The sequence below is a fragment of the Pseudomonas sp. BP01 genome, assembly GCF_022760795.1.
GTDB classification, from domain to species: Bacteria; Pseudomonadota; Gammaproteobacteria; order Pseudomonadales; family Pseudomonadaceae; genus Aquipseudomonas; species Aquipseudomonas putida_Q.
Map to the genome: position 1 here is coordinate 24,173 of NZ_JAFBKA010000014.1, position 24,804 is coordinate 48,976.

Below are 24,804 nucleotides of genomic sequence, written 5' to 3' on the forward strand. Positions count from 1 at the left end.
GGAGATACCCATGCGAGCCCTGATCGTTTTAGCCCTGGCGGCCAGCGCCGTCGGCTGCACCCGCTGGTCCATGGACCACCACCTGAACAATGCCTACCGCGCCTACGACCGTGGCGACTGCGCACGGGTCATGCTGGAGCTGTCGCAGGTCGACCGCACCAGCCGTTCGCGGCCGTTCATCCATCCGGAGGTGTCGCTGCTGCGTGGCCAGTGCCTGGAGCGCCAGGCGCTTTACGTGGACGCCGCGCAGACTTACCAGTACCTGATCCAGAAGTACCCGGGCAACGAGTACGCCTATCGTGCCTGGGCGCGCCTGCAGACTCTTGAAAAACTTGGCCATGCCCGTAGCGGCGAAGCGGCTGTGGCCAACCCGGTGACGACCACACCTTGGCGATAACACCAAGGTGTGGTTTATTTCACGAGATTTGCGGCGCGCCCTGCGCTAATCTGTAACTCAGCTGTTACAACAACCGCCAGTACCTTGTATTCCTGGCATCAGGTACGGAATACACTCGCGATCATGTTCAACAAGCGCCACATCGAACGCCATCAACTGCCTTGCGTCCTCAAGGTATTCAACCGTTTTACCGGTCAAGAAATCGGCCAGCTGGGTAATGCCTCCGAGGATGGCCTGATGGTAATCAGCCAGCTGCCCGTGCTGGTAGGGCCCGATTACGAACTGCAATTACGCTTGCCGCTGGTCGGCGGCGGGCATCAGTTCGTCAACCTGACCGCCAGTTGCCTGTGGTGCCGGGAAGACCAGACGCCCGGGCACTACGATTCGGGCTTCATGCTGTTGCAGGCCCCCCGCGAATTCGACGAGTTCGTGCGCTCACTGCGTGATTATTTCAGTTTCCTTCCTGCCAACGCTTCTGTCTGAGGCTGCGCTAGAATCGGGTCGACCTTGATACAGGACGACCCCGTGACCTCAAGCATTTTCTGGCACGACTACGAAACCACCGGCATCAACCCGCGTTGCGACCGGCCGTTGCAGGTGGCCGGCGTGCGCACCGATTTCGACCTTAACGAAATCGACGAGCCGATCAGCCTTTATTGCCGGCCTTCCGACGACATCCTGCCACACCCGGCGGCTTGCCTGGTGACTGGCATCACCCCGCAATTGCTGGCCGAACAAGGCCTGTGCGAGGCGGAGTTCATGACCCGGGTACATGCGCAGCTGGCACACCCGGGCACCTGTGGCGCTGGCTACAACACCCTGCGCTTCGACGATGAAGTGACCCGCTACAGTTTGTACCGTAATTTTTTCGACCCTTACGCACGGGAGTGGCAGGGCGGCAACAGCCGCTGGGACCTGATCGACATCGTGCGAACCGCCTACGCCTTGCGCCCTGACGGTATTCAATGGCCGCAACAGGATGGGCAAACCAGCTTGCGCCTTGAACTGCTGAGCAAGGCCAATGGCATTGACCATGGGCATGCCCACGAGGCGCTTTCCGACGTGCGGGCAACCATTGCCCTGGCCCGTCTGATTCGGCAGAAACAGCCCAAGTTGTATGAGTGGCTCTTCCAGTTGCGCAGCAAGCATAAAGTGATGGAGCAGATCCATCTGTTGCAGCCACTGGTGCATATATCCGGGCGCTTTTCGGCGGCGCGTAATTACCTGGGTGTCGTATTGCCATTAGCCTGGCACCCGCGTAATCGCAATGCGCTGATCGTCTGCGACTTGCATCAGGAATCTCTACCGTTACTACAGGAAAGTGCTGAGGATCTACGCCAGCGCTTGTATACCCGTCACGAAGCGCTGGCCGAGGGTGAATTACCGGTGCCGCTCAAATTGGTGCAGATCAATCGCTGCCCGGTACTGGCGCCATTGTCGGTATTGCGTCCGGCCGATCAACAACGGTTGGGCCTGGACTTGACGTTGTTACAATTGCGCGGCGAAGAGTTGGCTAATCAACAGGCGCAATGGCAAGACAAGCTGGCGCACATCTACGGCAAGGATGACTTCGCCCCAAGTGAAGACCCGGAACAACAGTTGTATGACGGTTTTGTGGGGGACCGCGACCGCCGTTTATGCGAGCAAGTGCGTACGCTGGAACCCGCGCAGTTGGGCCATGGGCAGTGGATGTTCGATGACCCGCGTTTACCGGAATTGCTGTTTCGCTACCGGGCGCGCAACTTCCCCGACACCTTGACCAGCGAAGAACGCCAGCGCTGGTATGGCTTCTGTCAGCAGCGCCTGACTGACCCGCAGTGGGGGGCACCGAATACGCTGGGCGACTTCGAACAGGCGCGTCAGCAAGCCTGGGAAGGCGCTGACGAGGCTGGCCGGCGTGTGCTGGAAGCTTGGCAAATGCATGCCCGGCAATTGCAGGAACAATTTGCGATTGGCTGACAGCGGGGCAAACAAAAACGCCGGCAATAGGCCGGCGTTTTTGTTGCGTTAAGCAAAAGGCGAATGCGGACAATCAGTCCAGCAGGGTTGCCCAGCTCTCGACCACATCACCACCCCAAGTGGCTTTCCACTCTTTCAGGGTCTTGTGGTTGCCGCCTTTGGTTTCGATCACTTCACCGTTGTGCGGGTTTTTGTATTGCTTGACCTTGCGCGCGCGTTTGGTAGCAGTGGTCTTGACTGCGCCGCGGGGTGCCTTGCTCAGTTTCGACTCTGGGTCGAGCAGGGCAATCACGTCGCGCAGCGACTTGGAGTACTCGCCCATCAGCGTGCGTAGTTTGCCTTCGAACTCCAGTTCTTTCTTCAGCTTGTCATCCTGCGACAGGTTGGCCAGGCGGGCCTGAAGTTCCTTGATGGCTTCTTCGGTAGCGCGGTACTCGTTGATCAGGGACATGGAGAGTTCCTTAATGCGTGTTCAGAAATGTGTGGGGCAATAATAGACAGGCGATACCCGCAAGTAAACATGATATTGGGCAATTAACTGTTAATTAAGCTGTGACAACATTTCTCTACGTGAACAAAAATTTACTTAAAACCCCTGTATTTCGTCATGTCTGTCAGACAATGCCTGCGCCGCGTATGGCGACCGGCATACGTCATCGTGCCTGCGATCAATACTGCGTTTTTTCGGGCGGGCCGCTAGAATAGGCGTCTTTGCGAAGTTCTGGAGTCTCATTCATGCGCACCTATCGTCTGGTGATCGCCTGCCCCGACCGTGTAGGCATCGTGGCGAAAGTCAGTAATTTCCTGGCCTTGTACAATGGCTGGATCAACGAAGCCAGCCACCATTCTGATGAGCAGAGCGGCTGGTTCTTCATGCGCCATGAGATCCGCGCCGAATCGCTGCCGTTCGGTATCGAAGCCTTCCGCGAGGCGTTTGCGCCCATCGCCGAAGAGTTCTCCATGACTTGGCGTATTACCGACTCGGCGCAGAAAAAGCGCGTGGTACTGATGGCCAGCCGCGAGTCGCACTGCCTGGCCGACCTGCTGCACCGCTGGCACACCGATGAGCTGGATTGCGAGATCCCTTGCGTGATTTCCAACCACGACGACCTGCGCAGTATGGTCGAGTGGCACGGCATTCCGTTCTTCCACGTGCCGGTCGACCCCAAGGACAAGGCACCGGCCTTTGCCGAAGTGTCGCGCCTGGTCCAGGAGCACGCCGCCGATGTGGTGGTGCTGGCCCGTTACATGCAGATCCTGCCGCCGCAACTGTGCCGGGACTTTGCTGAAAAGGTGATTAACATTCACCACAGCTTCCTGCCGTCGTTCGTCGGTGCCAAGCCTTACCACCAGGCCGCCCTGCGTGGCGTGAAACTGATCGGCGCGACTTGCCACTATGTTACCGAAGAGCTGGACGCCGGCCCGATCATCGAGCAGGACGTGGTGCGTGTCAGCCATGCCGATAGCATCGAGGACATGGTCCGCTTTGGCCGTGATGTGGAAAAGATGGTGCTGGCCCGTGGCCTGCGTTATCACCTGGAAGACCGGGTCCTGGTACATGGCAACAAGACTGTCGTTTTCGATTGATGATGCAGGGGGCGCAAAGCGCCCCCGGCAATCTTGAAAGGAACACTGATGGCCAAACAACGCAACACCCCCACCGCCTCACCGCCTCCCACTCTCGGCGAAGGTTGCCTGGCCCGCTACGACCCCGAAGCCCTGGATGACACCGACGGCACCGACTTCCCCGGCGCTGCCGAACTCTGGCAACAGCTCAACCCGCCTGACGCCGCCAGCGCTCCAGCAACGGACGCGCCAGCAGGCACACGAACACAGGCCCACCCGCCAGCAGATAAAAGTAGTAAGTAACCGCCCGCCATATCAGGATCGCCGCCGCTGCGGTCGAACTGCCCACCCATGGCGTCAGCAGGCTGGCCGAGGTCAGCTCGGCGGCACCGGCGCCGCCTGGCAGCAGGCTGAACTGGCCGGCACTGAGCGACAGCATCTGCACCAGGAAACTGGGGATCCAGGCCAGGTCCACCCCCAACCCCCTCAAGACCAGATACAACACGCTGTAACGCAGACCCCAGTGGGCGCAGGTCAGGGTGAACACGAGGGTGAGCGTGCGCTTGGGCAGTTGCCAGGTCTGCGCCAGGGCGTGGATGAAGTGCAACAGTTTGCGTGCCCAGTGGCGTTTGCGCTGCTGGCTCATGCCCAGGCGCCGCAGCAGCCTGCCGTTCAAGCGCATTACCTGACGGCGGTAGCGCAGCAGCCCCGCCAGCCCGGCCAGTGCAGTGCACAGTAACAGCGCACTGCCCAGCAACATGCTTTCCTGGCTGCGACCCAGGCTGTGGAACAGCGCGTAGCCGGCTATCGCCAGCATGGCGCAGAAGAAGAACACCAGGTCGTTCAACTGGTCCATGGCGAATACAGCGCCGCTGCGTGCCGGGCTGATGCGGTCACGCGCCAGCAGGGCCATGAGGGTCAAGGGCCCGCCGCTGCCGCCGGGGGTGGTGCAGATGGCAAATTCGGTGGCCATTACCACGCCCAAGCTACGCAGGGGCCCAAGCCTGGCACCTTGCTGGCCGAGCAACAGGCGCAAGCGGATGGCGTTGATGGCCCAGCACAGCAGGATCATGCCCAGCAGGGTGAGCATCAGCACAGGGTCGAAGCGTTGTAGCCTCGGCAGCAGCTCGCTGCCACCGAGCAGGATCGGCACCAGCATGGCAGCGAGCAGCGCCAGGCCCAGCCAGGCCAGGCGGTTCATGCGTTGGCCTTGCGGTCCAGCCAGGCCGACTTGGTCAGTGGCTCGCGGCCTTGAGCCAGCAAGCTGCGCAAGGTGTTCAGCCAGTAGTCACGCGATGTACGGTGGCGCATGTCCACCGGGTGCAGGCCCAGACGCAGGGTCTCGGCGTTGCGCCAACGGTGGCATTGCCAGTCGCACAGTACCCTGGAAAGCCCACGGCGCCAGGCGCTGCGGGCACTCCAAACCAGCCCCGGGGCTTCGATCGCGGTGAAGTCCGGCAAGCGGTACAGGTGCTGCGGTGTGCTGGTGTAACGCAGGGGCAGGCGGCGCAGGGCCTGGCGGGTGCCTTCGCTCATCAGCCAGGCTGGCGCGACAAAGCCGGCTACAGGCCAACCGTGCTGGTGGAACAGTGCCAGGCCGCGTTCCAGCCGTTGCAGGGCCTGCTGCTGGTCAAGGCCGTAGAACTCACCTTCGTGGGTGTAGATACGGCGCATGAAGTAATCGCCGGGCGTGCGTGGCGGAGGGCCGTTGTCAGCATGGTAATAACCGTGCAAGGCCAGTTCGTCGCCTTGGGCCAGGCGCCGGTCAAGCAGGCGACAGAAGGTGGGTGAACGCAGCAGCAGGTTGCGCTGGTGAAAGTCCGGCACCACCAGCCAAGTCATGGGGATGCCACCGAGGGTGTCAACGGCCTCGACGAAGGGTTGGTAGTCTGGCCAGGTCTCGGGCGCAACATCATGCAGCACCAGCATCAGGCTGCGTGATGCCGGCCGTACCTCAGCCATGGGCACGCACCTGCAGTGGATGGCCGAGCACCGCGTGGTAGTGCTGCAGCAGGCCGCAGACTACGTTGTCCCATGAATAATGCTGCTCCACGTGGTGGCGGGCCTGCGCCCCGAGTTTGCGTACGCCGGCTTCGAACGCCTCGCGCACGGCCGCCGCCATGGCCTGGCCATCGTTGGGACGGCACAGGCGCCCACACTGTTCGTTGACGATTTCGCCGAAGGCACCGGCGCGCACAGCGACCACGGGGGTGGCGCTGGCCATCGCTTCAAGAATGACCAGGCCAAAGGTTTCCTGGTCCCCGGCGTGTACAAGCAAGTCGGCACTGGCCAGCAGTCGGGCAACTTCCGGCGCAGGGCAGAAGTGGTTGATCACGCTGACGTTGCGCGGCACGTTGGCCGGCATGTTCGAGCCCACCAGCAGCAGGTGGTAAGCGCCACCCAGCTGTTGCATGCAGTCGAGCAGCACTGGCAGGTTCTTTTCCCGCGAGCCGCGGCCTGCATAGATCAGCAGGCGGGTGGTGTCGGCTATGCCCAACTCCGCGCGCAGGTGCGGGTCGCGCTGGTCAGGGTTGAAGGTGGCCAGGTCCACGCCCAGGCGCTGCACATGCACATCGCGTACACCCAGGCGGCGCAGTTTGTCGGCCATGACCTGGCTGGGTGCCAGTACCCGGTCGAAATTGCCGTACAGCTTGCTGACATAGGCCTCGACATTGGGTGTGAACCAGTTGCCCATGCGGTTGCTGACCAACAACGGCAGGTCGGAATGGTAGAAGCCGATTACCGGCACATCGAGTTGACGGCGTGCCTCCAGGGCTGCCCAGGCGGTCAGGTAGGGGTCGCCGACTTCGATCAGGTCAGGCTTGAGCCGGCGTAGTTCACTGCACCAGGGGGCCAGGCGCACCGGGAAGCGGTAACCCTTGCCGAATGGCAGCGGCGGGGCGGGTACCTGATAGATGCCATCGGCGTGCTGGGCACTGGCACCGGGGATCAGCAGGCTGTGGCGTACGCCGTGAATGGCGTCGAGGCGGCGGTGTTTGGCATCAAGATAGGTACGTACGCCGCCGCTGGCCGGGGCGTAGAACATGGTGATGTCGGCGATGTGCACGATCAGCATCCCTCCAGGATCATCTTCGGTCTGTCATCCGGCGATGACGCGCCTACAGGTTGACCTGTGTGAAGGATAGTTTGTTCGATCGGGGTTTGACGGCCCAAGGCTGGGGAGTGGTGTGGGTTTGTTCGCGGGCACGCCCGCTGCCAAAAGGGCTGCACAGACCTTGAGGTTTGTACGAGCCTCTGTGGGAGCGGGGCGTGCCCGCGAAACAGGCCACGCGGTCTGCCCTTAGATGCGGAAACTGCCCACCAGGTGCTTCAGGCGGCCGGCCTGCTGCTCAAGGTCCGAGCAGGCGCGCAGGGTGGCTTGCAGGTTCTCTACGCCTTCCTGGTTGAGCATGTTTATCTCGTTGATGTCCATGTTGATCGCTTCGACCACGGCGGTCTGCTCTTCGGTGGCGGTGGCCACCGACTGGTTCATGCCGTCGATCTCGCTGATGCGCACGGTAACGCTGTCCAGCCGTTCACCGGCCTGGTTGGCGATCTGCACGCTGTCCTGGCTGTGGCGCTGGCTCTGGTCCATGGTCTCGACCGACGCGCGGGCACCAACCTGCAGCTCTTCGATCATGGTCTGCACTTGCTGCGCCGATTCCTGAGTGCGGTGTGCCAGGTTGCGCACTTCATCGGCCACCACGGCAAAGCCGCGGCCGGCTTCACCGGCACGGGCCGCTTCGATGGCGGCGTTCAGCGCCAGCAGGTTGGTTTGCTGGGAAATACTGGTGATCACTTCGAGGATCTGGCCGATGTTGACGGTCTTGTTGTTCAGCGTCTCGATGTGCCCGCTGGAGCTGACGATCAGGTCGGACAGGCGGTTCATTGCCGCAATGTTGCGCTCGACCACCTGTTGCCCCTCTTCGGCCAGCAGGCGAGCCGAACTGGCATGCTGCGACGCCTGAGCGGCGTTGCCGGCGATTTCCTGAGCGGCGGCGCCGAGTTCGTTGATGGCGGCGGCCACGCTGTTGGTACGGTTGGACTGTTCGTCAGAGTTGGTCATCGACGAGTTGGAGGCGCTGATGACACGCAGGGCCACTTCGTTGACCTGCTCGGTGGCCGAGGACACCTCGCTGATCGAGCTGTGGATGCGCTCGACGAAACGGTTGAAAGCGGTGCCCAGGATGCCGAACTCGTCGTGGTTGTGAATGCGCAGGCGTTTGGTCAGGTCGCCTTCACCCTCGGCGATGTCTTCCATGGCGCGGGTCATGGTGTGCAGCGGCTGCATCAGCACGCTGATCAGCAGGCCGAGCAGGCCGATGATGATCACCACTGCCACCACCGTGGCGATCACCGCCGAGGTGCGGAAGGTGCTGAGCATCGAGAAGGCCTTGTCCTTGTCCACCGACAGGCCGATGTACCAGTTGGCCGAAGGCAGGCCGGTGATCGGGGTGAAGGTCAGCAGGCGGGCCTGGCCTTCGCTTTGCACTTCGGTCAACTCACCGGTCAGTTTTGGCGTGTGCTGCGGGAACAGGTCCGACAGCGACTTCATCACCAGGTCTTTGTCAGGGTGCACCAGGATTTTGCCCTGGTCGTTGACCAGGAACGCGTAGCCCATGCCGCCGAAGTTCAGCGAGTTGATGATCTGCACCAGGCCGTCCAGGGCCAGGTCGCCACCGACCACCCCGACACTGCTGGAAACCTTGCTGAGGATGCCAATGACCATCTTGTTGGTGGTCATGTCGATGTACGGTTCGGTCAGCGTCGCGCCGGCGGCGTTCATGCCGTCCTTGTACCAGGGGCGGGTGCGCGGATCGTAGCCCTCGGGCATTTTTGCGTCCGGGCGCACGCTGAAGCCGCCGTCCACCTTGCCCAGGTAAACGGTAAGGAAGCTGGAAACCAGCGCATTCTGGCCCATCAGGGTTTCAGCGTTGGTTGGGTCCTGGGCTATGTTCTGTGCCAGGTTTTCCACCAGCTTGATACGGCCGTCGAACAGGTTGCGGATGTTGGTCGAAGTGGAGGCGCCCATTTCAGCCAGATAGTTTTCCAGGTCCTCGCGGATCGCATTACGCTGGAGGTAATCGTTGTAGAGCGTGAACAGGCTGAAGGCGAGTATCACGATCAATGATGCTGCCAAAAGAATCTTGTGGCTGAAACGAAGGCTTTTGTTCATGGCGTAATCGGTTCCGCTAAGGTGTTATATCAGGCGTTCGCACGGGTGGAGCCGCAAAGCAGTGCAACATCCCGAAAAGTCCCTTTTCGGTTGTTCCTCTCTAATTAAGGCGAATATCACCCAAAGGTATCGGCCGAATTAAGGCAAAGCTTGAGCAGAGGATTACAGAGATGTCGGAAACTTCGACCATAGTTGTGGGTGCTGGCCCAGATGGCCAGCCAGTCGGGCAGGCGATGCGGCTGGCCAACCGCCATGGCCTGGTGGCGGGCGCGACGGGTACCGGCAAGACCGTCACCTTGCAACACCTGGCAGAAACGTTCAGCGACGCAGGGGTGGCCGTATTCGCAGCCGATGTAAAAGGTGACTTGTGCGGGCTGGGTGCTGCCGGCGCGCCGCAGGGCAAGGTGGCCGAGCGAATCGCCGGCATGCCCTGGCTGGGGCACACGCCCCAGGCCTACCCGGTAAGCCTCTGGGACATCGCCGGGCAGTCCGGCCATCCGCTGCGCACTACCCTCAGTGAAATGGGGCCGTTGCTGCTGGGCAACCTGCTGGAGCTGACCGACAGCCAGCAGGCGGCGCTGTATGCGGCATTCAAGGTGGCCGACCGTGAAGGCCTGTTGCTGCTGGACCTCAAGGACCTCAAGGCGTTGCTCGCGCACCTGAAGGACAACCCACAATTGCTGGGTGAAGACACTGCACTGATGACCACGGCTTCGACCCAGGCGTTGTTGCGGCGGCTGGCGACCCTGGAGCAGCAGGGTGCCGAGGCGCTGTTCGGCGAGCCGGCATTGCAGCTCGAAGACCTGCTACGGCCGGACTCGGGGGGCCGTGGGCGCATCCACCTGCTTGACGCCAGCCGGCTGGTGCATGAAGCGCCCAAGGTGTATGCGACCTTCCTGCTGTGGCTGTTGGCCGAGCTGTTCGAGCAGTTGCCCGAGCGTGGCGATGCCGACAAGCCTGTGCTGGCTTTGTTCTTCGATGAAGCGCACTTGCTGTTCAACGGCACGCCCAAAGCCCTGCAGGACCGCCTGGAGCAGGTGGTGCGGCTGATCCGCTCCAAGGGTGTGGGGGTGTTTTTTGTCACCCAGTCACCGGGTGACTTGCCGGATGCGGTGCTGGCCCAGTTGGGTTTGCGCATTCAGCATGGCTTGCGGGCGTTTACCGCCAAGGAGCAGAAGTCGCTGAGGGCGGTGGCCGATGGCTTTCGCCCGAACCCGGCGTTCGACACCCTGGCGGTGCTGACCGAACTGGGGATTGGCGAGGCGTTGGTGGGGACGCTGGAGGAAAAGGGCACGCCCGCCATGGTGCAGCGGGTGCTGGTTGCTCCGCCGCAATCGCGTATCGGGCCGTTGAGTGCGGCCGAGCGCGCTGCGCTGATTGCTGCCTCGCCGCTGGCGGGGCGCTATGACAAGCCGGTGGACCGTGAGTCGGCCTATGAAATGCTGACCCAGCGCAAGGGCGAGGCGGTGGAGCCGGCGCCGCAACCCAAGGCGGATGAAGAGAGCTTTACCGACAAGGCCGGCGACTTCTTGCAGGGGGCGGCGGGGCAGGCGATCAAGTCGGCCGTGCGCCAAGCTGCCAACCAGTTGGGGCGGCAACTGGTGCGCGGGTTGATGGGATCTTTGCTGGGGGGCAAGAAAAGGTAGTTTGCCTGTACCGGCCCTATCGCCGGCAAGCCAGCTCCCACAGGTACTGCACAGGCCAGGTGGGCGGTGCGGTACCTGTGGGAGCTGGCTTGCCGGCGATAGGGCCGGTACAGGAATGACTCCTATGAAAAAGGCGCCCATGAGGCGCCTTCTTCTATTGCGGTGTCACTCAGCCAATGGCTTTTGATGCCAGCCAGAACAGGCCGGCGGCCAGGCCCATCGAGGCCGGCAGGGTCAGGACCCAGGCCAGCAGGATGGTCTTCACCGTGCCGCCTTGCAGGCCGCTCTTGTTGGCGACCATGGTGCCGGCCACACCGGACGACAGCACATGGGTGGTCGATACCGGCAAGGCGAACACGTTGGCCATGCCGATGGCGCAGGCCGCAGTGATCTGTGCCGACATGCCCTGGGCATAGGTCATGCCCTGTTTGCCGATCTTCTCGCCAACGGTCAGTACCACACGCTTCCAGCCAACCATGGTGCCCAGGCCCAGGGCCAGTGCAACGGCCACGATCACCCAGAACGGCGCGTACTCAGTGGTGGCGGTAAGGTCTTTACGCAGTTTTTCCAGGTCGGCCTTTTCACGCGCGTCGAGGCCTGGCAGCTTGCCAACCTTCTTCGCGGTGTCATCCAGGCACAGCAGGTAGCGGCGCACTTCAACGCGTTTGTCGGCATCCAGGCTGTGGTAGTCGGTCACGCCCTGAAGCGAGGACTGCAGCGCGGCGATGGTCGGCTCGGTCTGCTGCGGGTTGCAGCTGAACTTCTCCGGCAGGTCGCTGGACTTGGCCTTGCCCAGTGCCAGGAAGTCGCCCAGGGTGGCGGCGTTGCGCTGGTAGAACTGGCTCATGTGCAGGGTCGCGTCGCGGGTACGCTCGATCTGGTAGGTGGTGCTGTTCAGGTCGAGTACGAACTTGGCCGGGACAATACCGATCAGCACCAGCATGATCAGGCCGATGCCTTTCTGGCCGTCGTTGGAACCGTGCACGAAGCTCACGCCCATGGCCGAAACCACCAGGACCATGCGGTTCCAGAATGGCGGGTGCTTCTTGTCGTCGAGCTTGCGGCGCTGGTCGGGGGTCTTGTGCATCTTCGACAGCGGGCGCCACCACTTCAGGCCGATCAGCACCAGGGCTGCAACGGCAAAGCCGGCCATTGGTGAAACCACCAGCGACATGGCGATGTCGATCGCCTTCTGCCAGTTGACGCCATCACCCAGCGGGATGTCGTTGATCAGGGCGTTGGCCAGGCCGACACCGAGAATGGAGCCGATCAGCGTGTGCGAGCTGGAGGCGGGGATGCCGAAGTACCAGGTACCCAGGTTCCAGGTGATGGCCGCAGCCAGCAGCGAGAAGACCATGGCCAGGCCGTGTCCGGTGTTCACATTGATCAGCAGCTCTACTGGCAGCAGGTGCACGATGGCATAGGCCACCCCCACACCGCCGAGCAGAACGCCAAGGAAGTTGAACACGCCGGAGAAGAACACGGCGAGGTGCGGCGGCATGGCTTTGGTATAGATGACTGTAGCTACCGCGTTGGCGGTGTCATGAAAGCCATTGATGAACTCGAAGGCGAGTACGAAGGTCAAGGCGAGCAGCAGGCTCACCAACACCCAGGCATCCAGTCCGCTGAATAAATCGATCATGAAGGTTGTCTGGCGGGTATAGGGGGGCGGGATTATGCCAGAAAACCTTGGCAATCGATGCACCTGCTACAGACCGAAGGCAATCTTCATGGCGTGACCACCCGGTGTGAGCAGGGGTATTCAGGCTGGGAAATGTCAGCTAAAAAGCGCAAAGCGTGGCTAAAACAGCCTAAAAATCAAAGAAATGGCCGTGCCGTCAGCATTCAAACGAGCGTATGAAATTTGTGTAATTCCATTTCATCATCGGTCAGGCGGTAAAGATCGACCGCGCCCGGGCTGGCCGGGCGGCGACGCGCTGGCGTGGTCCCAGGTCAGGGATTGTCGCTGCGCAGTTCCTTTTCGATGCGTTCCAGTTCCTGGTTGAACGCTTGGTCGCGCACGCTGGCACGCTTGCGCCAAGGTTTGCGTTCCGGATCCGGTTGTGCGGCGTAAGTGGTGACTTCGCCACCGTAAACATCCTTGTAACGTTCAGCCTGGCGCTCGAGTTCTGCGCGCAGTTCATCTTTCGTCACATGCAGTACCTGAATTAAGTGTGATGACTGTTGTTATGCGTCGTGCAACATGCACATGCCCTGCAGGCCGCAACGGCTAGATAGCGGGAAGGTTCCATTACCCTGCCCGTGTCGGGGCCTGCGCCCTCGATTATAGCAACCGATAATTCGCCGAACATTGTTATTTACCCAACCCTGACAGCATCTGACGCAACTAGTGGCAGGTGCGGGGAACAGTTCGGACGCTTCGTACAAGTTTGAAAGGCATTGCGGATAAAAGTTCGCTGCAATGCCGGGGGCAACGCCCGAATGAAAAACGGCCTCGCCAAAAGGCGAGGCCGTTGCCTGGGGACTTCTACGGTGGGTACCTGACCAGTCTCTCCAAAGAAGCCACAAGTGGCATGAGAAAGGTATAAGCAAAAGTGTCAGCGGTCAATTGCGATTATCGGCCGTTTGTTCGATAATCGCACGAGTGGGCGTTTTTTTTGAGGTGTGCGATGAGTGACGAAACCCTAGTCAACGATTCGGTCAATGCAGAGCCGGCGCGACCCGCCTCGGCGGCCATGGCGCCGCCGATCGTGGCTTCCCCAGCCAAGCGCATCCAGGCATTTACCGGCGATCCAGACTTCATGACTTCCCTGGCGCGTGGCCTGGCCGTGATTCAGGCCTTTCAGGAGCGCAAGCGCCACCTGACCATCGCCCAGATCAGCCACCGCACCGAAATCCCCCGCGCAGCGGTGCGCCGTTGCCTGCACACGCTGATCAAGCTGGGTTACGCCACCTCTGACGGGCGTACCTATTCGCTGCTGCCCAAGGTGCTGACGCTGGGGCACGCCTACCTGTCTTCGACGCCACTGGCGATCTCGGCCCAGCCTTATCTGGACCGCATCAGTGACCAATTGCACGAAGCCGCCAACATGGCCACTCTTGAAGGCGACGACATTCTTTATATAGCGCGTTCGGCCACGGTGGAGCGGCTGATATCGGTCGACCTGTCGGTGGGCGGGCGCCTGCCGGCCTATTGCACATCGATGGGGCGCATCCTGCTGGCGGCGATGGACGACACCAGCCTGCGTGAATACCTGGAGCGTGCCGACCTGAAGGCACGCACCAGCCGTACCCTGCATGACCCCGAGTCACTGTTCGCCTGTATCCAGCAGGTGCGCGCCCAAGGCTGGTGCGTGGTGGACCAGGAGCTGGAGCAAGGGCTGCGGTCGATTGCCGTGCCGATCTATGACGCTTCGGGGCAGGTGTTGGCGGCATTGAACGTGAGCACCCATGTGGGGCGGGTGACACGCAGTGAGCTGGAACAGCGCTTCCTGCCGATCCTGCTGGCGGCCAGCCGGGACCTTTGCCATCAGTTGTTTGGCTGAGATTGCAGGGGGCCGCAAAGCGGCCCAATCGTCGGCAAGCCGAACTCCCACGGAAACTGTGAAAGCTGCGAATGCGCAATGCCTGTGGGAGCTGGCTTGCCGGGGAATGGGGCGCGGAGCGCCCCCTTTCACATTTAGAACAGGCAAAACAGTTTCTTGTGCGATAAACGCACAGTGTCGCTCCGGGCGAATTGCGCCACCGCCGCCCGCTGATTAATGTCTCTCGCAACGGTCGGCCAAGCCGACCGAACAAAAAATACAAGAGGCACTTACCATGAATACTGTCCACTTGCTGCTGCGGCCGCACCCGCACGCAGCACCGTTATATCCAGGCTGACGCAGGCCATATTTCCCAATCATCGTCCTCTGTGCCGGTTGCCCGTGTGCAGTGGTCTGGCTGTGCCCTACATTCTGGATAACAACAATGAACCAAGCGCAAAACAGCGTCGGCAAAAGCCTCGACGTCCAGTCGTTCATCAATCAGCAGCCGCTGTCCCGCTACCAGTGGCGGGTCGTGTTGCTGTGCTTCCTGATCGTCTTCCTCGATGGCCTGGACACTGCCGCCATGGGCTTCATCGCCCCAGCGCTGTCGCAGGAGTGGGGTATCGACCGGGCCAGCCTGGGCCCGGTGATGAGCGCCGCATTGATCGGCATGGTGTTCGGTGCCTTGGGCTCCGGACCGTTGGCTGACCGCTTCGGCCGCAAAGGCGTGCTGGTGGGCGCGGTGCTGGTGTTTGGCGGTTTCAGCCTGGCCTCGGCCTATGCCACCAACGTCGACCAGTTGCTGGTGCTGCGCTTCCTGACCGGCCTGGGCCTGGGTGCCGGCATGCCCAATGCCACCACGCTGCTGTCCGAATACACCCCCGAACGCCTCAAGTCGCTGCTGGTGACCAGCATGTTCTGCGGCTTCAACCTGGGCATGGCCGGTGGTGGCTTCATTTCCGCCAAGATGATCCCGGCCTATGGCTGGCACAGCCTGCTGGTAATCGGCGGCGTGCTGCCACTGCTGCTGGCGCTGGTGTTGATGGTGTGGTTGCCGGAGTCGGCGCGGTTCCTGGTGGTGCGCAACCGTGGTACCGACAAGATCCGCAAGACCCTTTCGCCCATTGCGCCGCAGGTGGTGGCCGAGGCGGGCAGCTTCAGCGTGCCAGAGCAAAAGGCCGTGGCCGCGCGCAGCGTGTTCGCGGTGATCTTCTCCGGCACTTATGGCCTGGGCACCATGCTGCTGTGGCTGACCTACTTTATGGGCCTGGTAATCGTCTACCTGCTGACCAGCTGGCTGCCAACCTTGATGCGTGACAGCGGTGCGAGCATGGAGCAGGCCGCGTTCATCGGTGCGCTGTTCCAGTTCGGCGGCGTGCTGAGTGCCGTGGGTGTGGGTTGGGCCATGGACCGCTACAACCCGCACAAGGTAATCGGCATTTTCTACCTGCTGGCCGGGGTGTTCGCCTACGCCGTAGGGCAGAGCCTGGGCAACATCACCGTGTTGGCCACCCTGGTGCTGATTGCGGGTATGTGCGTGAACGGTGCGCAGTCGGCGATGCCGTCGCTGGCAGCACGCTTCTACCCGACCCAAGGCCGTGCCACGGGTGTATCGTGGATGCTGGGTATCGGCCGCTTCGGTGCGATTCTCGGGGCCTGGAGCGGCGCAACGCTGCTGGGCCTGGGCTGGAACTTCGAGCAGGTACTGACGGCGTTGCTGGTGCCTGCGGCGCTGGCTACCGTAGGTGTAATCGTGAAAGGGCTGGTGAGCCACGCCGACGCGACCTGAGACGCGGGGGCCGCTTTGTTGGCCATTCGCAGCACAAGGCTGCTCCTACAGGGAGCGGCCTTGTGTCGCGATAGGGCTGCGCAGCAGCCCCGGCATGCAGATAAGTAGCAACGCAACAAATAGTTCGATAATCGCACAGATAGTCGATTATCGGATTGTAAGCCTACCGCCAGTCTCCTTAATCTGAGCTCATCGAAGCACCCTGACCAGTAGCCTCCAAACGTACCGCCGCGGCCTATGGCCAGTGGCAGGAGAAGCCTAATGCGCGACGTATTTATCTGTGACGCCATCCGCACCCCGATCGGCCGCTTTGGCGGCGCCCTGGCGGGTGTGCGTGCCGACGACCTGGCTGCCGTGCCACTCAAAGCGCTGATCGAGCGCAATCCTGCTGTGCAGTGGGACCAGGTTGATGAAGTGTTCTTCGGCTGCGCCAACCAGGCCGGTGAAGACAACCGCAACGTGGCGCGCATGGCGCTGCTGCTGGCCGGCCTGCCGGAAAGCATCCCGGGCGTCACCCTGAACCGCCTGTGCGCGTCGGGCATGGATGCCATCGGCACCGCCTTCCGTGCCATCGCCAGCGGCGAAATGGAGCTGGTGATTGCCGGCGGCGTCGAGTCGATGTCGCGCGCACCGTTCGTCATGGGCAAGGCTGAAAGCGGTTATTCGCGCAACATGAAGCTTGAAGACACCACCATCGGCTGGCGTTTCATCAACCCGCTGATGAAGAGCCAGTACGGTGTGGACTCCATGCCGGAAACCGCCGATAACGTAGCCGATGATTACCAGGTTTCGCGCGCTGACCAGGACGCTTTCGCGCTGCGCAGCCAGCAGAAGGCTGCAGCCGCCCAGGCTGCTGGCTTCTTCGCCGAAGAGATCGTGCCGGTGCGTATTGCACACAAGAAGGGCGAAACCATCGTCGAGCGTGACGAGCACCTGCGTCCGGAAACCACGTTGGAGGCGCTGACCAAGCTCAAGCCGGTCAACGGCCCGGACAAGACTGTCACCGCCGGCAACGCGTCGGGCGTGAACGACGGTGCTGCGGCGCTGATCCTAGCGTCGGCAGAGGCGGTGAAGAAGCACGGCCTGACCCCGCGTGCCCGGGTACTGGGCATGGCCAGCGGCGGTGTTGCACCACGGGTGATGGGCATTGGCCCGGTGCCGGCGGTGCGCAAGCTGACCGAGCGCTTGGGTGTGGCGGTGAGTGATTTCGACGTTATCGAGCTTAACGAAGCCTTTGCCAGCCAAGGCCTGGCGGTGCTGCGTGAGCTGGGTGTGGCCGACGATGCGCCGCAGGTCAACCCTAATGGCGGCGCAATCGCCTTGGGGCACCCGCTGGGCATGAGCGGTGCGCGCCTGGTGCTGACTGCGCTGCATCAGCTGGAGAAAAGCGGCGGGCGTAAGGGCCTGGCGACCATGTGTGTGGGTGTCGGCCAAGGTCTGGCGCTGGCCATCGAGCGGGTTTGACCTGTACCGGCCCTATCGCGGGCAAGCCCGCTCCTACAAGGAACCACGCTCTCCCTGTAGGAGCGGGCTTGCCCGTAATAGGGCCTGTAGCTTCGACATAAGGCCAATTGCCAGCCAGGTAGCGGAACGAGTGTGTTACCAGGTATGTCTAGACTTACCTAGGACCCTCCAGGAGTAAAACCGTCATGACCTCAACCTATTACACCGGCGAAGAACGCAGCAAGCGCATCTTCGCTATCGTCGGTGCCTCATCAGGCAACCTGGTGGAATGGTTCGACTTCTACGTCTACGCCTTCTGCGCTATCTACTTCGCCCCGGCCTTCTTCCCCTCCGACGACCCTACCGTGCAGCTGTTGAACACGGCCGGTGTGTTCGCCGCAGGCTTTTTGATGCGCCCCATCGGTGGCTGGATCTTCGGTCGCCTCGCTGACCGCCATGGTCGCAAGAATTCCCTGATGATCTCGGTGCTGATGATGTGCTTCGGCTCCCTGATGATCGCCTGCCTGCCCACCTATGACAGCATCGGCACCTGGGCCCCGGCGCTGCTGTTGCTGGCCCGCCTGATCCAGGGCCTGTCGGTGGGTGGCGAATACGGCACTACCGCCACCTACATGAGTGAAGTGGCCCTGCGGGGGCAGCGCGGCTTCTTCGCTTCGTTCCAGTACGTCACCCTGATCGGCGGGCAGTTGCTGGCGGTGCTGGTGGTGGTGATCCTGCAGCAACTGCTGACTGAAGATGAACTGCGGGCCTGGGGCTGGCGCATTCCATTCGTCGTAGGGGCCATCGCCGCGCTGATCTCGTTGATGTTGCGCCGCTCGCTGCACGAGACCAGCAGCGCCGAAACCCGCAATGACAAGGATGCAGGTTCGATTGGCGGCCTGTTCCGCAACCATGCGGCTGCCTTCATTACCGTGCTGGGGTACACCGCCGGCGGCTCGCTGATCTTCTACACCTTCACCACCTACATGCAGAAGTACCTGGTCAACACCGCCGGCATGACGGCGAAAAACGCCAGTTACGTGATGACCGGCGCGCTGTTCCTGTTCATGGTGCTGCAGCCGTTCTTCGGCATGCTGTCCGACCGCATCGGCCGACGCAATTCGATGCTGCTGTTCGGCGCGCTCGGTACCCTGTGCACTGTGCCGCTGCTGATGGCGCTGAAAACAGTCACCAGTCCGTTCATGGCCTTCGTGCTGATCAGCCTGGCGTTGTGTATTGTCAGTTTTTACACCTCGATCAGCGGCCTGGTGAAGGCCGAGATGTTCCCGCCACAGGTGCGTGCGCTGGGTGTGGGCCTGGCCTACGCAGTAGCCAACGCGGCATTCGGCGGCTCCGCCGAGTACGTGGCCCTGGGCCTGAAGACCCTGGGCATGGAAAACACTTTCTACTGGTACGTGACGGCCATGATGGCGATTGCCTTCCTGTTCAGCCTGCGGCTGCCGAAGCAGGCCGCGTACCTGCACCACGATGACTAAGGACGTGGCATGACCAACCAATTGTTCGACGCCTACTTCACCGCGCCGGCCATGCGCGAGATTTTCTCCGACCGTGGCCGCTTGCAGGGCATGCTCGATTTCGAAGCCGCGCTGGCCCGTGCCGAAGCCGCTGCCGGGCTGGTCCCGCACAGCGCCGTGGCCGCCATCGAGGCGGCATGCCAGGCCGAGCGCTATGACGTGGGGGCGCTGGCCAATGCCATCGCCACCGCTGGCAACTCGGCAATCCCGCTGGTGAAGGCGTTGGGCAAGGTGATTGCCAGTGGCGTGCCTGAGGCCGAGCGCTATGTGCACCTGGGCGCCACCAGCCAGGACGCGATGGACACCGGGTTGGTCCTGCAGTTGCGCGATGCCCTCGACCTGATCGAAGCCGACCTGGGCAAACTGGCCGATACCCTGGCCCAGCAGGCCTTGAAGCATGCCGATACGCCAATGGTGGGCCGCACCTGGCTGCAACACGCTACCCCGGTGACCCTGGGCATGAAACTGGCTGGCGTGCTGGGGGCATTGACCCGCCACCGTCAGCGCCTGCAGGAACTGCGCCCGCGCCTGTTGGTGCTGCAGTTCGGCGGCGCCTCGGGCAGCCTGGCCGCTCTGGGCAGCAAGGCGATGCCGGTGGCCGAGGCCCTGGCCGAGCAACTGAAGCTGACCCTGCCCGAGCAACCCTGGCACACCCAGCGTGATCGCCTGGTGGAGTTTGCCTCGGTGCTGGGCCTTGTGGCTGGCAGCCTGGGCAAGTTCGGCCGCGATGTCAGCCTGCTGATGCAAACCGAGGCGGGGGAGGTGTTCGAGCCTTCCGCACCGGGCAAGGGCGGCTCTTCGACCATGCCACACAAGCGCAACCCGGTGGGCGCTGCGGTGCTGATCGGTGCCGCGACCCGCGTGCCGGGGCTGGTATCGACGCTGTTCGCCGCCATGCCCCAGGAGCACGAGCGCAGCCTGGGCCTGTGGCATGCCGAATGGGAAACCCTCCCGGACATCTGCTGCCTGGTCTCCGGCGCGCTGCGCCAGGCCCAGGTGATCGCCGAGGGCATGGAAGTGGACGCAGCGCGCATGCGCCGTAACCTCGACCTGACCCAAGGGCTGGTGCTGGCAGAGGCGGTGAGTATTGTCCTCGCCCAGCGCCTGGGCCGCGACCGTGCCCACCACTTGCTGGAACAATGCTGCCAGCGCGCCGTCGCCGAGCAGCGCCACCTGCGTGCAGTACTGGGTGATGAACCGCAGGTCAGTGCCGAGCTGTCTTCCGAAGAACTTGATCGCCTGCTCGACCCTGCCCATTACCTGGGCCAAGCCCGCGTCTGGGTGGCGCGCGCTGTATCCGAACATCAACATTTCACTGCCTGAAGGAGACTGCTGTGGCGCATTTGCAACTGGCCGATGGCGTTTTGAATTACCAGATCGATGGCCCGGAAAACGCCCCGGTGCTGGTCCTGTCCAACTCGCTGGGCACCGACCTGGGCATGTGGGACACCCAGATTCCGCTGTGGAGCCAGCACTTTCGCGTGCTGCGCTACGACACCCGTGGCCATGGCGCATCGTTGGTCACCGAAGGCCCATACACCATCGAACAGCTGGGCGGTGACGTGCTGGCCCTGCTCGATGGCCTGGACATCCAGAAAGCGCATTTCGTCGGCCTGTCGATGGGTGGCCTGATCGGCCAGTGGCTGGGTATCAACGCCGGCCATCGCCTGCACAGCCTGACCCTGTGCAACACCGCCGCCAAGATCGCCAGTGACGAGGTGTGGAACCCCCGTATCGACACCGTGCTCAAGGGTGGCCAGCAGGCCATGGTCGACCTGCGCGATGGCTCTATCGCACGCTGGTTCACCCCAGGCTTTGCCCAGGCCCAGCCTGAGCAAGCCCAGCGCATTTGCCAGATGCTGGCGCAAACCAGCCCGCAAGGTTATGCCGCCAACTGCGCAGCGGTGCGTGATGCCGATTACCGTGAGCAACTGGGCCGCATCCAGGTGCCCGCGCTGATCGTTGCTGGCACCGAAGACGTGGTCACCACCCCTGAACATGGCCGCTTCATGCAGGCCGGTATCAAAGGTGCCGAATATGTCGACTTCCCGGCAGCGCACCTGTCCAACGTCGAAATCGGTGAGGCGTTCAGCCGCCGCGTGCTCGACTTCCTGCTGGCTCACTGAGGACAACGCCATGGATGAGAAACAACGTTACGACGCCGGCATGCAAGTGCGCCGTGCGGTGCTTGGCGATGCCCACGTGGACCGTAGCCTGGAAAAGCTCAATGACTTCAACGGCGAGTTCCAGGAGATGATCACCCGCCACGCCTGGGGTGATATCTGGACCCGCCCGGGCCTGCCGCGTCACACCCGCAGCCTGATCACCATCGCCATGCTGATCGGCATGAACCGCAACGAGGAACTGAAACTGCACCTGCGCGCCGCAGCCAACAATGGCGTGACCCGTGAAGAGATCAAGGAAGTGCTGATGCAGAGCGCGATCTATTGCGGCATCCCGGCGGCCAATGCCACGTTCCACTTGGCTGAGTCGGTGTGGGATGAACTGGGTGTAGAGTCTCGACAGCAGTAATGCCTGCACTGGCCCTCTCGCCGGCAAGCCAGCTCCCACAGGGATTGCATCAGGCCTGAGGGCAGTGCAATCCCTGTGGGAGCTGGCTTGCCGGCGAGAGGGCCATGGAATGTTTACATGACCGTGTTCTTCTGACGCATGGCTACCGGGCCTGCGTTGTTTTCTACGGCCTGTTTCAGGGCCGGGCACAGGCCCAGCATGAACGCGGCTTCCGCCACCACGAACAGCGGCCCGATGATCAGGCCGCTGACATCGTCGACAAATGCAGGTTTGCGGCCTTCGTAGTAATGGCCGACGAACTGGATGATCCAGCCCACCAGGAATGCCCCCAGCCCGGCGCTGAGCCACAGCGTTGTTGTCTGTACGGCCAGCACCTGGCCGACCCACAGGCACAGTCCCAGCAACAGCCCCATCACCAACCCGAAGCGCAGGTCCAGGCGCAGGTAGAACCACACCGAAGCCGCCGCTGCCAGCAGGGCAGGGGATAGCCACATGCCAGCTATTTCCCAGCCTGGGCGTGACAGCAGGATGGTGACTGCCAGCACGATTATCGGGATGCCTACGAAGTGGGTGGCGATGTTGCGTGGGTCGCGGTGGTAGCTGGCGTATTGGCTCAGGTGGTCGACGAGGGTTTTCATTGTTGTGCCTCCCTGGTGTGCCTGATCTAGGTGTATTGCCTGTACCGGCCCTTTCACGGGTGAACCCGCTCCCACATGGATCCACGAAATCCTGTGGGAGCGGGTTCACCCGTGAAAGGGCCGGCACTGGCAACCCATATAGCTCAGGATAGCCCGCAGCCACCACTATCATCAGCTCAGCGAATGGCAGCAGCCCGCACTGGCGTATCCAGCCCCACCAGCGTCTCGATCATCGCCCGCGCCGCCGGCGACAATCGGTAGCCGCTACGGCTGACCACCCCGCAACGCACGCTCAACACCTCCAGCGCCGGCGGCAGGTTGCGCCAGTGCAGGCGCACCAGTGTGCCCGCGGCCAGGTCCTCGGCCACTGCCTCCTCGCTGGCCGTGCCGATGGCGTCGCTGGCCTGCACCACGCTGCGCAGTATGGCCAGGTGCTCGGTCTGCAGGTGCGGGATGAAGTCGCTGCGCCCGCTCAGGTTGGCCAGGCGCTTGCGCACGCCGGGGGCGAGCAGGGCGCTGGCCAGTGGGTAGCTGAACAGGTCGTTGGTCGACAGGCTGTTCTTGGCCAGCAATGGGTGGCCCGGGCGGCAGAAAAACAGGCCGGGGCGTGGCGACAGAGGCTCGGTGTGGAAGTTGGGGTCGGCTTCGAACGGGCGGATATCGTCGACAAAAAACTCGATCTGTTCACGACGCAGGGCTTGGCCGAGGCGTTCGGCATTGTCCACCAGCAACGAGGTGCGGATGCCGGGGTGGTGCTCGATGAAGTGGCGCAAGGCGTCGGGGACCAGGCGCACCGCCAGCGCCGGGCCGCTGCCGAAATGCAGCTCGCCGGCGTCGAGCTTGGTCATTTGCAGCACCTCGTTGCTCAGTTGCGCAGCGCCCTGCACCAGGCGGCGTGCGTGTTGGAGTACCACCAGGCCCTCGGGGGTTGGCAGTAGGGCCTTGCTGGCGCGGTCTACCAGCGGGCAGCCGAATGTGTGTTCCAGGCCCTGGATGGCGCGGCTGAAGGCGGGTTGGGTGATGCCCATGGCCTCGGCGGCACGGACGAAACTGCGGTATTCGGTGAGGGCGATGAAGTAACGCAGCTGGCGGAGGTCCATGTCACGGCTCTGGGGCGGGAATCAGGGCCCTATTCAAGCTGTTACAGCTTATGTCGTCAAAGAAGGTTTATGGATTTGGTTATTTCTTTTGGTTATTTGCAAGGGCTTCTGGCCTCTTCGCGGGCATGTCCGCTCCCACAGGTAGGGCGCAGAATTCAAGGCTGGTGCAATCCCTGTGGGAGCGGGCGTGCCCGCGAAGCATTCAAAGGAGATTCAGCGGGTAACTCACGATCAGCCGGTTCTCGTCAAAGGCGTTGGTACTGAAGTCCCGGCGCATGGTGGAGTTGCGCCATTTCACCGACAGGTCCTTCAAGCTGCCCGACTGCACCACATAGGCCAGTTCGGTCTCGCGAGCCCATTCCTTGCCGTCATCCACGCTGCCTACGGTGACGTTTTCACCCTTGATGTAGCGGTTCATCAGGGTCAGCCCAGGCACGCCAACGGTAGCGAAGTTGAAGTCATGGCGCAGCTGCCAGGAACGCTCCTTGGCATTGTCGAAGCTGGAGTTGTAGCTGTCGTTGGCCAGGGTGCCGCCACTGGTACCGTTGACCCGCATCCAGGCATCGTCGCCGCTGACCTTCTGCAGGCCCACGTAGAAGGTGTGGCCCTGGTAGCGCGCCGAAAGCATGGCCGAGGCGGTGCGGTTGTCCAGCTCGCCGGCGCGCTCTGCGCCGTCTTCCTTGCCGATGAAGTAGCCCAGATTGGCGCCCAGGGTCCAGTCGCCCAGCGGCTGGCTGTGCGTCAGGTTGAGGTATTGCTGACGGTAGATGTCTTTGAGCTGGGCATCCCACAGGCCGATCATGGTGCGCTTGTCGTTGAAGGTGTACTCGCCACCGCCGAAGTTGAAACGATCGGAGGTGAACGCGCCTTTGCCGTTCATCGACATGTCTTCCATGCTGGCGTCGTTGCGCGGGCTGTTGCCGCGGAACTGGCCGGCGTACAGCGTCAGGCCGGCAATTTCTTTGGAGGTCAGCTGGCCACCGCGGAAGGTTTGCGGCAGTGAGCGACCATCGTCCGAGCGCAGGATGGGCAGTACCGGCATCCATTCACCCACTTTCAGCTCGGTTTCCGACAGCTTGGCTTTCAGCGCCACACCCAGGCGGCCGAAGTCATCGGCCGGGCGGCCGTCGTCATGCACGGGTAGCAGGTGTGTGTTGGTGGTGCCTTTGCCGCCGTCGAGCTTGACCGAGTACAGGCCCAGCACGTCCACCCCGAAACCGACGGTGCCTTGGGTGAAGCCGGAGCGGGCGTCGAGAATGAAGCTTTGCGTCCATTCTTCGGCCTTGCCCTGCGCGTTGGCCGGGTCGACGAAATTGCGGTTGATGTAGAAATTGCGCAGGTTGAGGGTGGCCTTGGCGTCCTCCATGAAACCACCTTCGTTGGCGGCGAACACGGGGAGGGCGCAGGACATGGCCAACAGGCCGGGCAGCAGCTGGCGTGCGGGTTGCAAAGTGCTCATCTGTCGTGGATCTCTTGTTTTTATGGGGCGAGCCGGTGCACTGCTGGATCGAGCCTGCAGGTGCGGGTCTTTTTTT

At 62.4% G+C, this 24,804-nt stretch carries 22 protein-coding genes and 1 pseudogene; 12 read left to right on the forward strand and 11 right to left on the reverse strand.

The features are described from left to right. The first annotated feature begins 10 nt into the window (after positions 1–10). From JOY50_RS14325 to sbcB, 3 genes are all read left to right on the forward strand, one after another. On the forward strand, positions 11–397 hold the full coding sequence (locus JOY50_RS14325; protein ID WP_132842310.1) for a tol-pal system YbgF family protein: 387 nt from the start codon (positions 11–13) through the stop codon (positions 395–397). Between the two features lie 123 nt (positions 398–520). Next, a complete protein-coding gene (locus JOY50_RS14330; RefSeq protein ID WP_016498107.1) occupies positions 521–880 on the forward strand; it encodes a PilZ domain-containing protein in 360 nt (119 codons plus the stop codon). Between the two features lie 42 nt (positions 881–922). Then, positions 923–2,356 carry an exodeoxyribonuclease I gene (sbcB, locus tag JOY50_RS14335; protein WP_132842305.1) on the forward strand — a complete coding sequence of 478 codons (1,434 nt, stop codon included), beginning with the start codon at positions 923–925 and terminating at the stop codon, positions 2,354–2,356. A gap of 73 nt (positions 2,357–2,429) precedes the next feature. On the opposite strand, the gene mvaT is transcribed toward sbcB, so the two are convergent. Further along, the gene (gene mvaT, locus JOY50_RS14340; RefSeq protein ID WP_012273998.1) at positions 2,430–2,807 is read right to left on the reverse strand and encodes a histone-like nucleoid-structuring protein MvaT; all 378 of its coding nucleotides are present in this window, start codon (positions 2,805–2,807) and stop codon (positions 2,430–2,432) included. A 284-nt stretch (positions 2,808–3,091) separates the two neighbouring features. Between mvaT and purU the strand changes: the two genes are divergently transcribed. Further along, on the forward strand, positions 3,092–3,943 hold the full coding sequence (gene purU, locus JOY50_RS14345; RefSeq protein ID WP_016488894.1) for a formyltetrahydrofolate deformylase: 852 nt from the start codon (positions 3,092–3,094) through the stop codon (positions 3,941–3,943). Positions 3,944–4,130: 187 nt separating this feature from the next. On the opposite strand, the gene JOY50_RS14355 is transcribed toward purU, so the two are convergent. The 5 genes and pseudogenes from JOY50_RS14355 to JOY50_RS29285 all read right to left on the reverse strand — a co-directional run. Beyond that, positions 4,131–5,123: a lysylphosphatidylglycerol synthase transmembrane domain-containing protein gene (locus tag JOY50_RS14355; protein ID WP_019471173.1), complete on the reverse strand. Its 993-nt coding sequence runs from the start codon at positions 5,121–5,123 to the stop codon at positions 4,131–4,133. Then, positions 5,120–5,884 (reverse strand): DUF2334 domain-containing protein, encoded by a 765-nt coding sequence (locus JOY50_RS14360; protein ID WP_019471172.1) that lies wholly within the window; start codon positions 5,882–5,884, stop codon positions 5,120–5,122. Before JOY50_RS14360 ends, JOY50_RS14355 begins: the two co-directional genes overlap by 4 nt. Beyond that, positions 5,877–6,998: a glycosyltransferase family 1 protein gene (locus JOY50_RS14365; RefSeq protein ID WP_132842301.1), complete on the reverse strand. Its 1,122-nt coding sequence runs from the start codon at positions 6,996–6,998 to the stop codon at positions 5,877–5,879. The genes JOY50_RS14360 and JOY50_RS14365 overlap by 8 nt, the downstream gene beginning before the upstream one ends. Before the next feature lie 225 nt (positions 6,999–7,223). Further along, on the reverse strand, positions 7,224–7,988 hold the full coding sequence (locus tag JOY50_RS29280) for a methyl-accepting chemotaxis protein (RefSeq protein WP_371262295.1): 765 nt from the start codon (positions 7,986–7,988) through the stop codon (positions 7,224–7,226). A 93-nt stretch (positions 7,989–8,081) separates the two neighbouring features. Next, positions 8,082–9,098 (reverse strand): annotated as a pseudogene (locus JOY50_RS29285) (cache domain-containing protein); the annotation flags it as partial. A 170-nt stretch (positions 9,099–9,268) separates the two neighbouring features. Here JOY50_RS29285 and JOY50_RS14375 point away from each other — a divergent pair. Continuing rightward, the gene (locus tag JOY50_RS14375; protein WP_243055446.1) at positions 9,269–10,744 is read left to right on the forward strand and encodes a helicase HerA-like domain-containing protein; all 1,476 of its coding nucleotides are present in this window, start codon (positions 9,269–9,271) and stop codon (positions 10,742–10,744) included. Positions 10,745–10,913: 169 nt separating this feature from the next. Here JOY50_RS14375 and JOY50_RS14380 read toward each other — a convergent pair whose 3' ends face one another. Together JOY50_RS14380 and JOY50_RS14385 are read right to left on the reverse strand one after the other, a co-directional pair. Then, positions 10,914–12,386: an inorganic phosphate transporter gene (locus JOY50_RS14380; protein ID WP_026034661.1), complete on the reverse strand. Its 1,473-nt coding sequence runs from the start codon at positions 12,384–12,386 to the stop codon at positions 10,914–10,916. A gap of 311 nt (positions 12,387–12,697) precedes the next feature. Beyond that, positions 12,698–12,898, reverse strand: coding sequence for a hypothetical protein (locus JOY50_RS14385; protein ID WP_016488886.1), 201 nt, complete (start codon positions 12,896–12,898; stop codon positions 12,698–12,700). Between the two features lie 542 nt (positions 12,899–13,440). On the opposite strand from JOY50_RS14385, the gene pcaR reads away from it, so the two are divergent. The 7 genes from pcaR (at position 13,441) to pcaC (ending at position 21,531) form a co-directional block, all read left to right on the forward strand. Then, a complete protein-coding gene (gene pcaR, locus JOY50_RS14390; protein WP_033732052.1) occupies positions 13,441–14,250 on the forward strand; it encodes a pca regulon transcriptional regulator PcaR in 810 nt (269 codons plus the stop codon). A gap of 424 nt (positions 14,251–14,674) precedes the next feature. Next, on the forward strand, positions 14,675–16,021 hold the full coding sequence (locus JOY50_RS14395) for an MFS transporter (RefSeq protein WP_016498119.1): 1,347 nt from the start codon (positions 14,675–14,677) through the stop codon (positions 16,019–16,021). Between the two features lie 261 nt (positions 16,022–16,282). Beyond that, positions 16,283–17,485, forward strand: coding sequence for a 3-oxoadipyl-CoA thiolase (pcaF, locus tag JOY50_RS14400; RefSeq protein ID WP_019473392.1), 1,203 nt, complete (start codon positions 16,283–16,285; stop codon positions 17,483–17,485). Between the two features lie 185 nt (positions 17,486–17,670). Next, on the forward strand, positions 17,671–18,960 hold the full coding sequence (locus tag JOY50_RS14405; protein ID WP_243055447.1) for an MFS family transporter: 1,290 nt from the start codon (positions 17,671–17,673) through the stop codon (positions 18,958–18,960). A 9-nt stretch (positions 18,961–18,969) separates the two neighbouring features. Next, positions 18,970–20,322, forward strand: coding sequence for a 3-carboxy-cis,cis-muconate cycloisomerase (locus tag JOY50_RS14410; RefSeq protein WP_243055448.1), 1,353 nt, complete (start codon positions 18,970–18,972; stop codon positions 20,320–20,322). 11 nt (positions 20,323–20,333) lie between these two features. Then, the gene (gene pcaD, locus JOY50_RS14415; RefSeq protein ID WP_243055449.1) at positions 20,334–21,125 is read left to right on the forward strand and encodes a 3-oxoadipate enol-lactonase; all 792 of its coding nucleotides are present in this window, start codon (positions 20,334–20,336) and stop codon (positions 21,123–21,125) included. A gap of 10 nt (positions 21,126–21,135) precedes the next feature. After that, on the forward strand, positions 21,136–21,531 hold the full coding sequence (gene pcaC, locus JOY50_RS14420) for a 4-carboxymuconolactone decarboxylase (RefSeq protein ID WP_019473386.1): 396 nt from the start codon (positions 21,136–21,138) through the stop codon (positions 21,529–21,531). A gap of 113 nt (positions 21,532–21,644) precedes the next feature. Here pcaC and JOY50_RS14425 read toward each other — a convergent pair whose 3' ends face one another. From JOY50_RS14425 to JOY50_RS14435, 3 genes are all read right to left on the reverse strand, one after another. After that, positions 21,645–22,169, reverse strand: coding sequence for a DUF962 domain-containing protein (locus JOY50_RS14425; RefSeq protein WP_132842285.1), 525 nt, complete (start codon positions 22,167–22,169; stop codon positions 21,645–21,647). A gap of 176 nt (positions 22,170–22,345) precedes the next feature. Beyond that, positions 22,346–23,269 (reverse strand): LysR family transcriptional regulator, encoded by a 924-nt coding sequence (locus tag JOY50_RS14430; protein ID WP_243055450.1) that lies wholly within the window; start codon positions 23,267–23,269, stop codon positions 22,346–22,348. A gap of 202 nt (positions 23,270–23,471) precedes the next feature. Then, positions 23,472–24,728 carry an OprD family porin gene (locus JOY50_RS14435; protein ID WP_243055451.1) on the reverse strand — a complete coding sequence of 419 codons (1,257 nt, stop codon included), beginning with the start codon at positions 24,726–24,728 and terminating at the stop codon, positions 23,472–23,474. Positions 24,729–24,804: the final 76 nt, after the last annotated feature.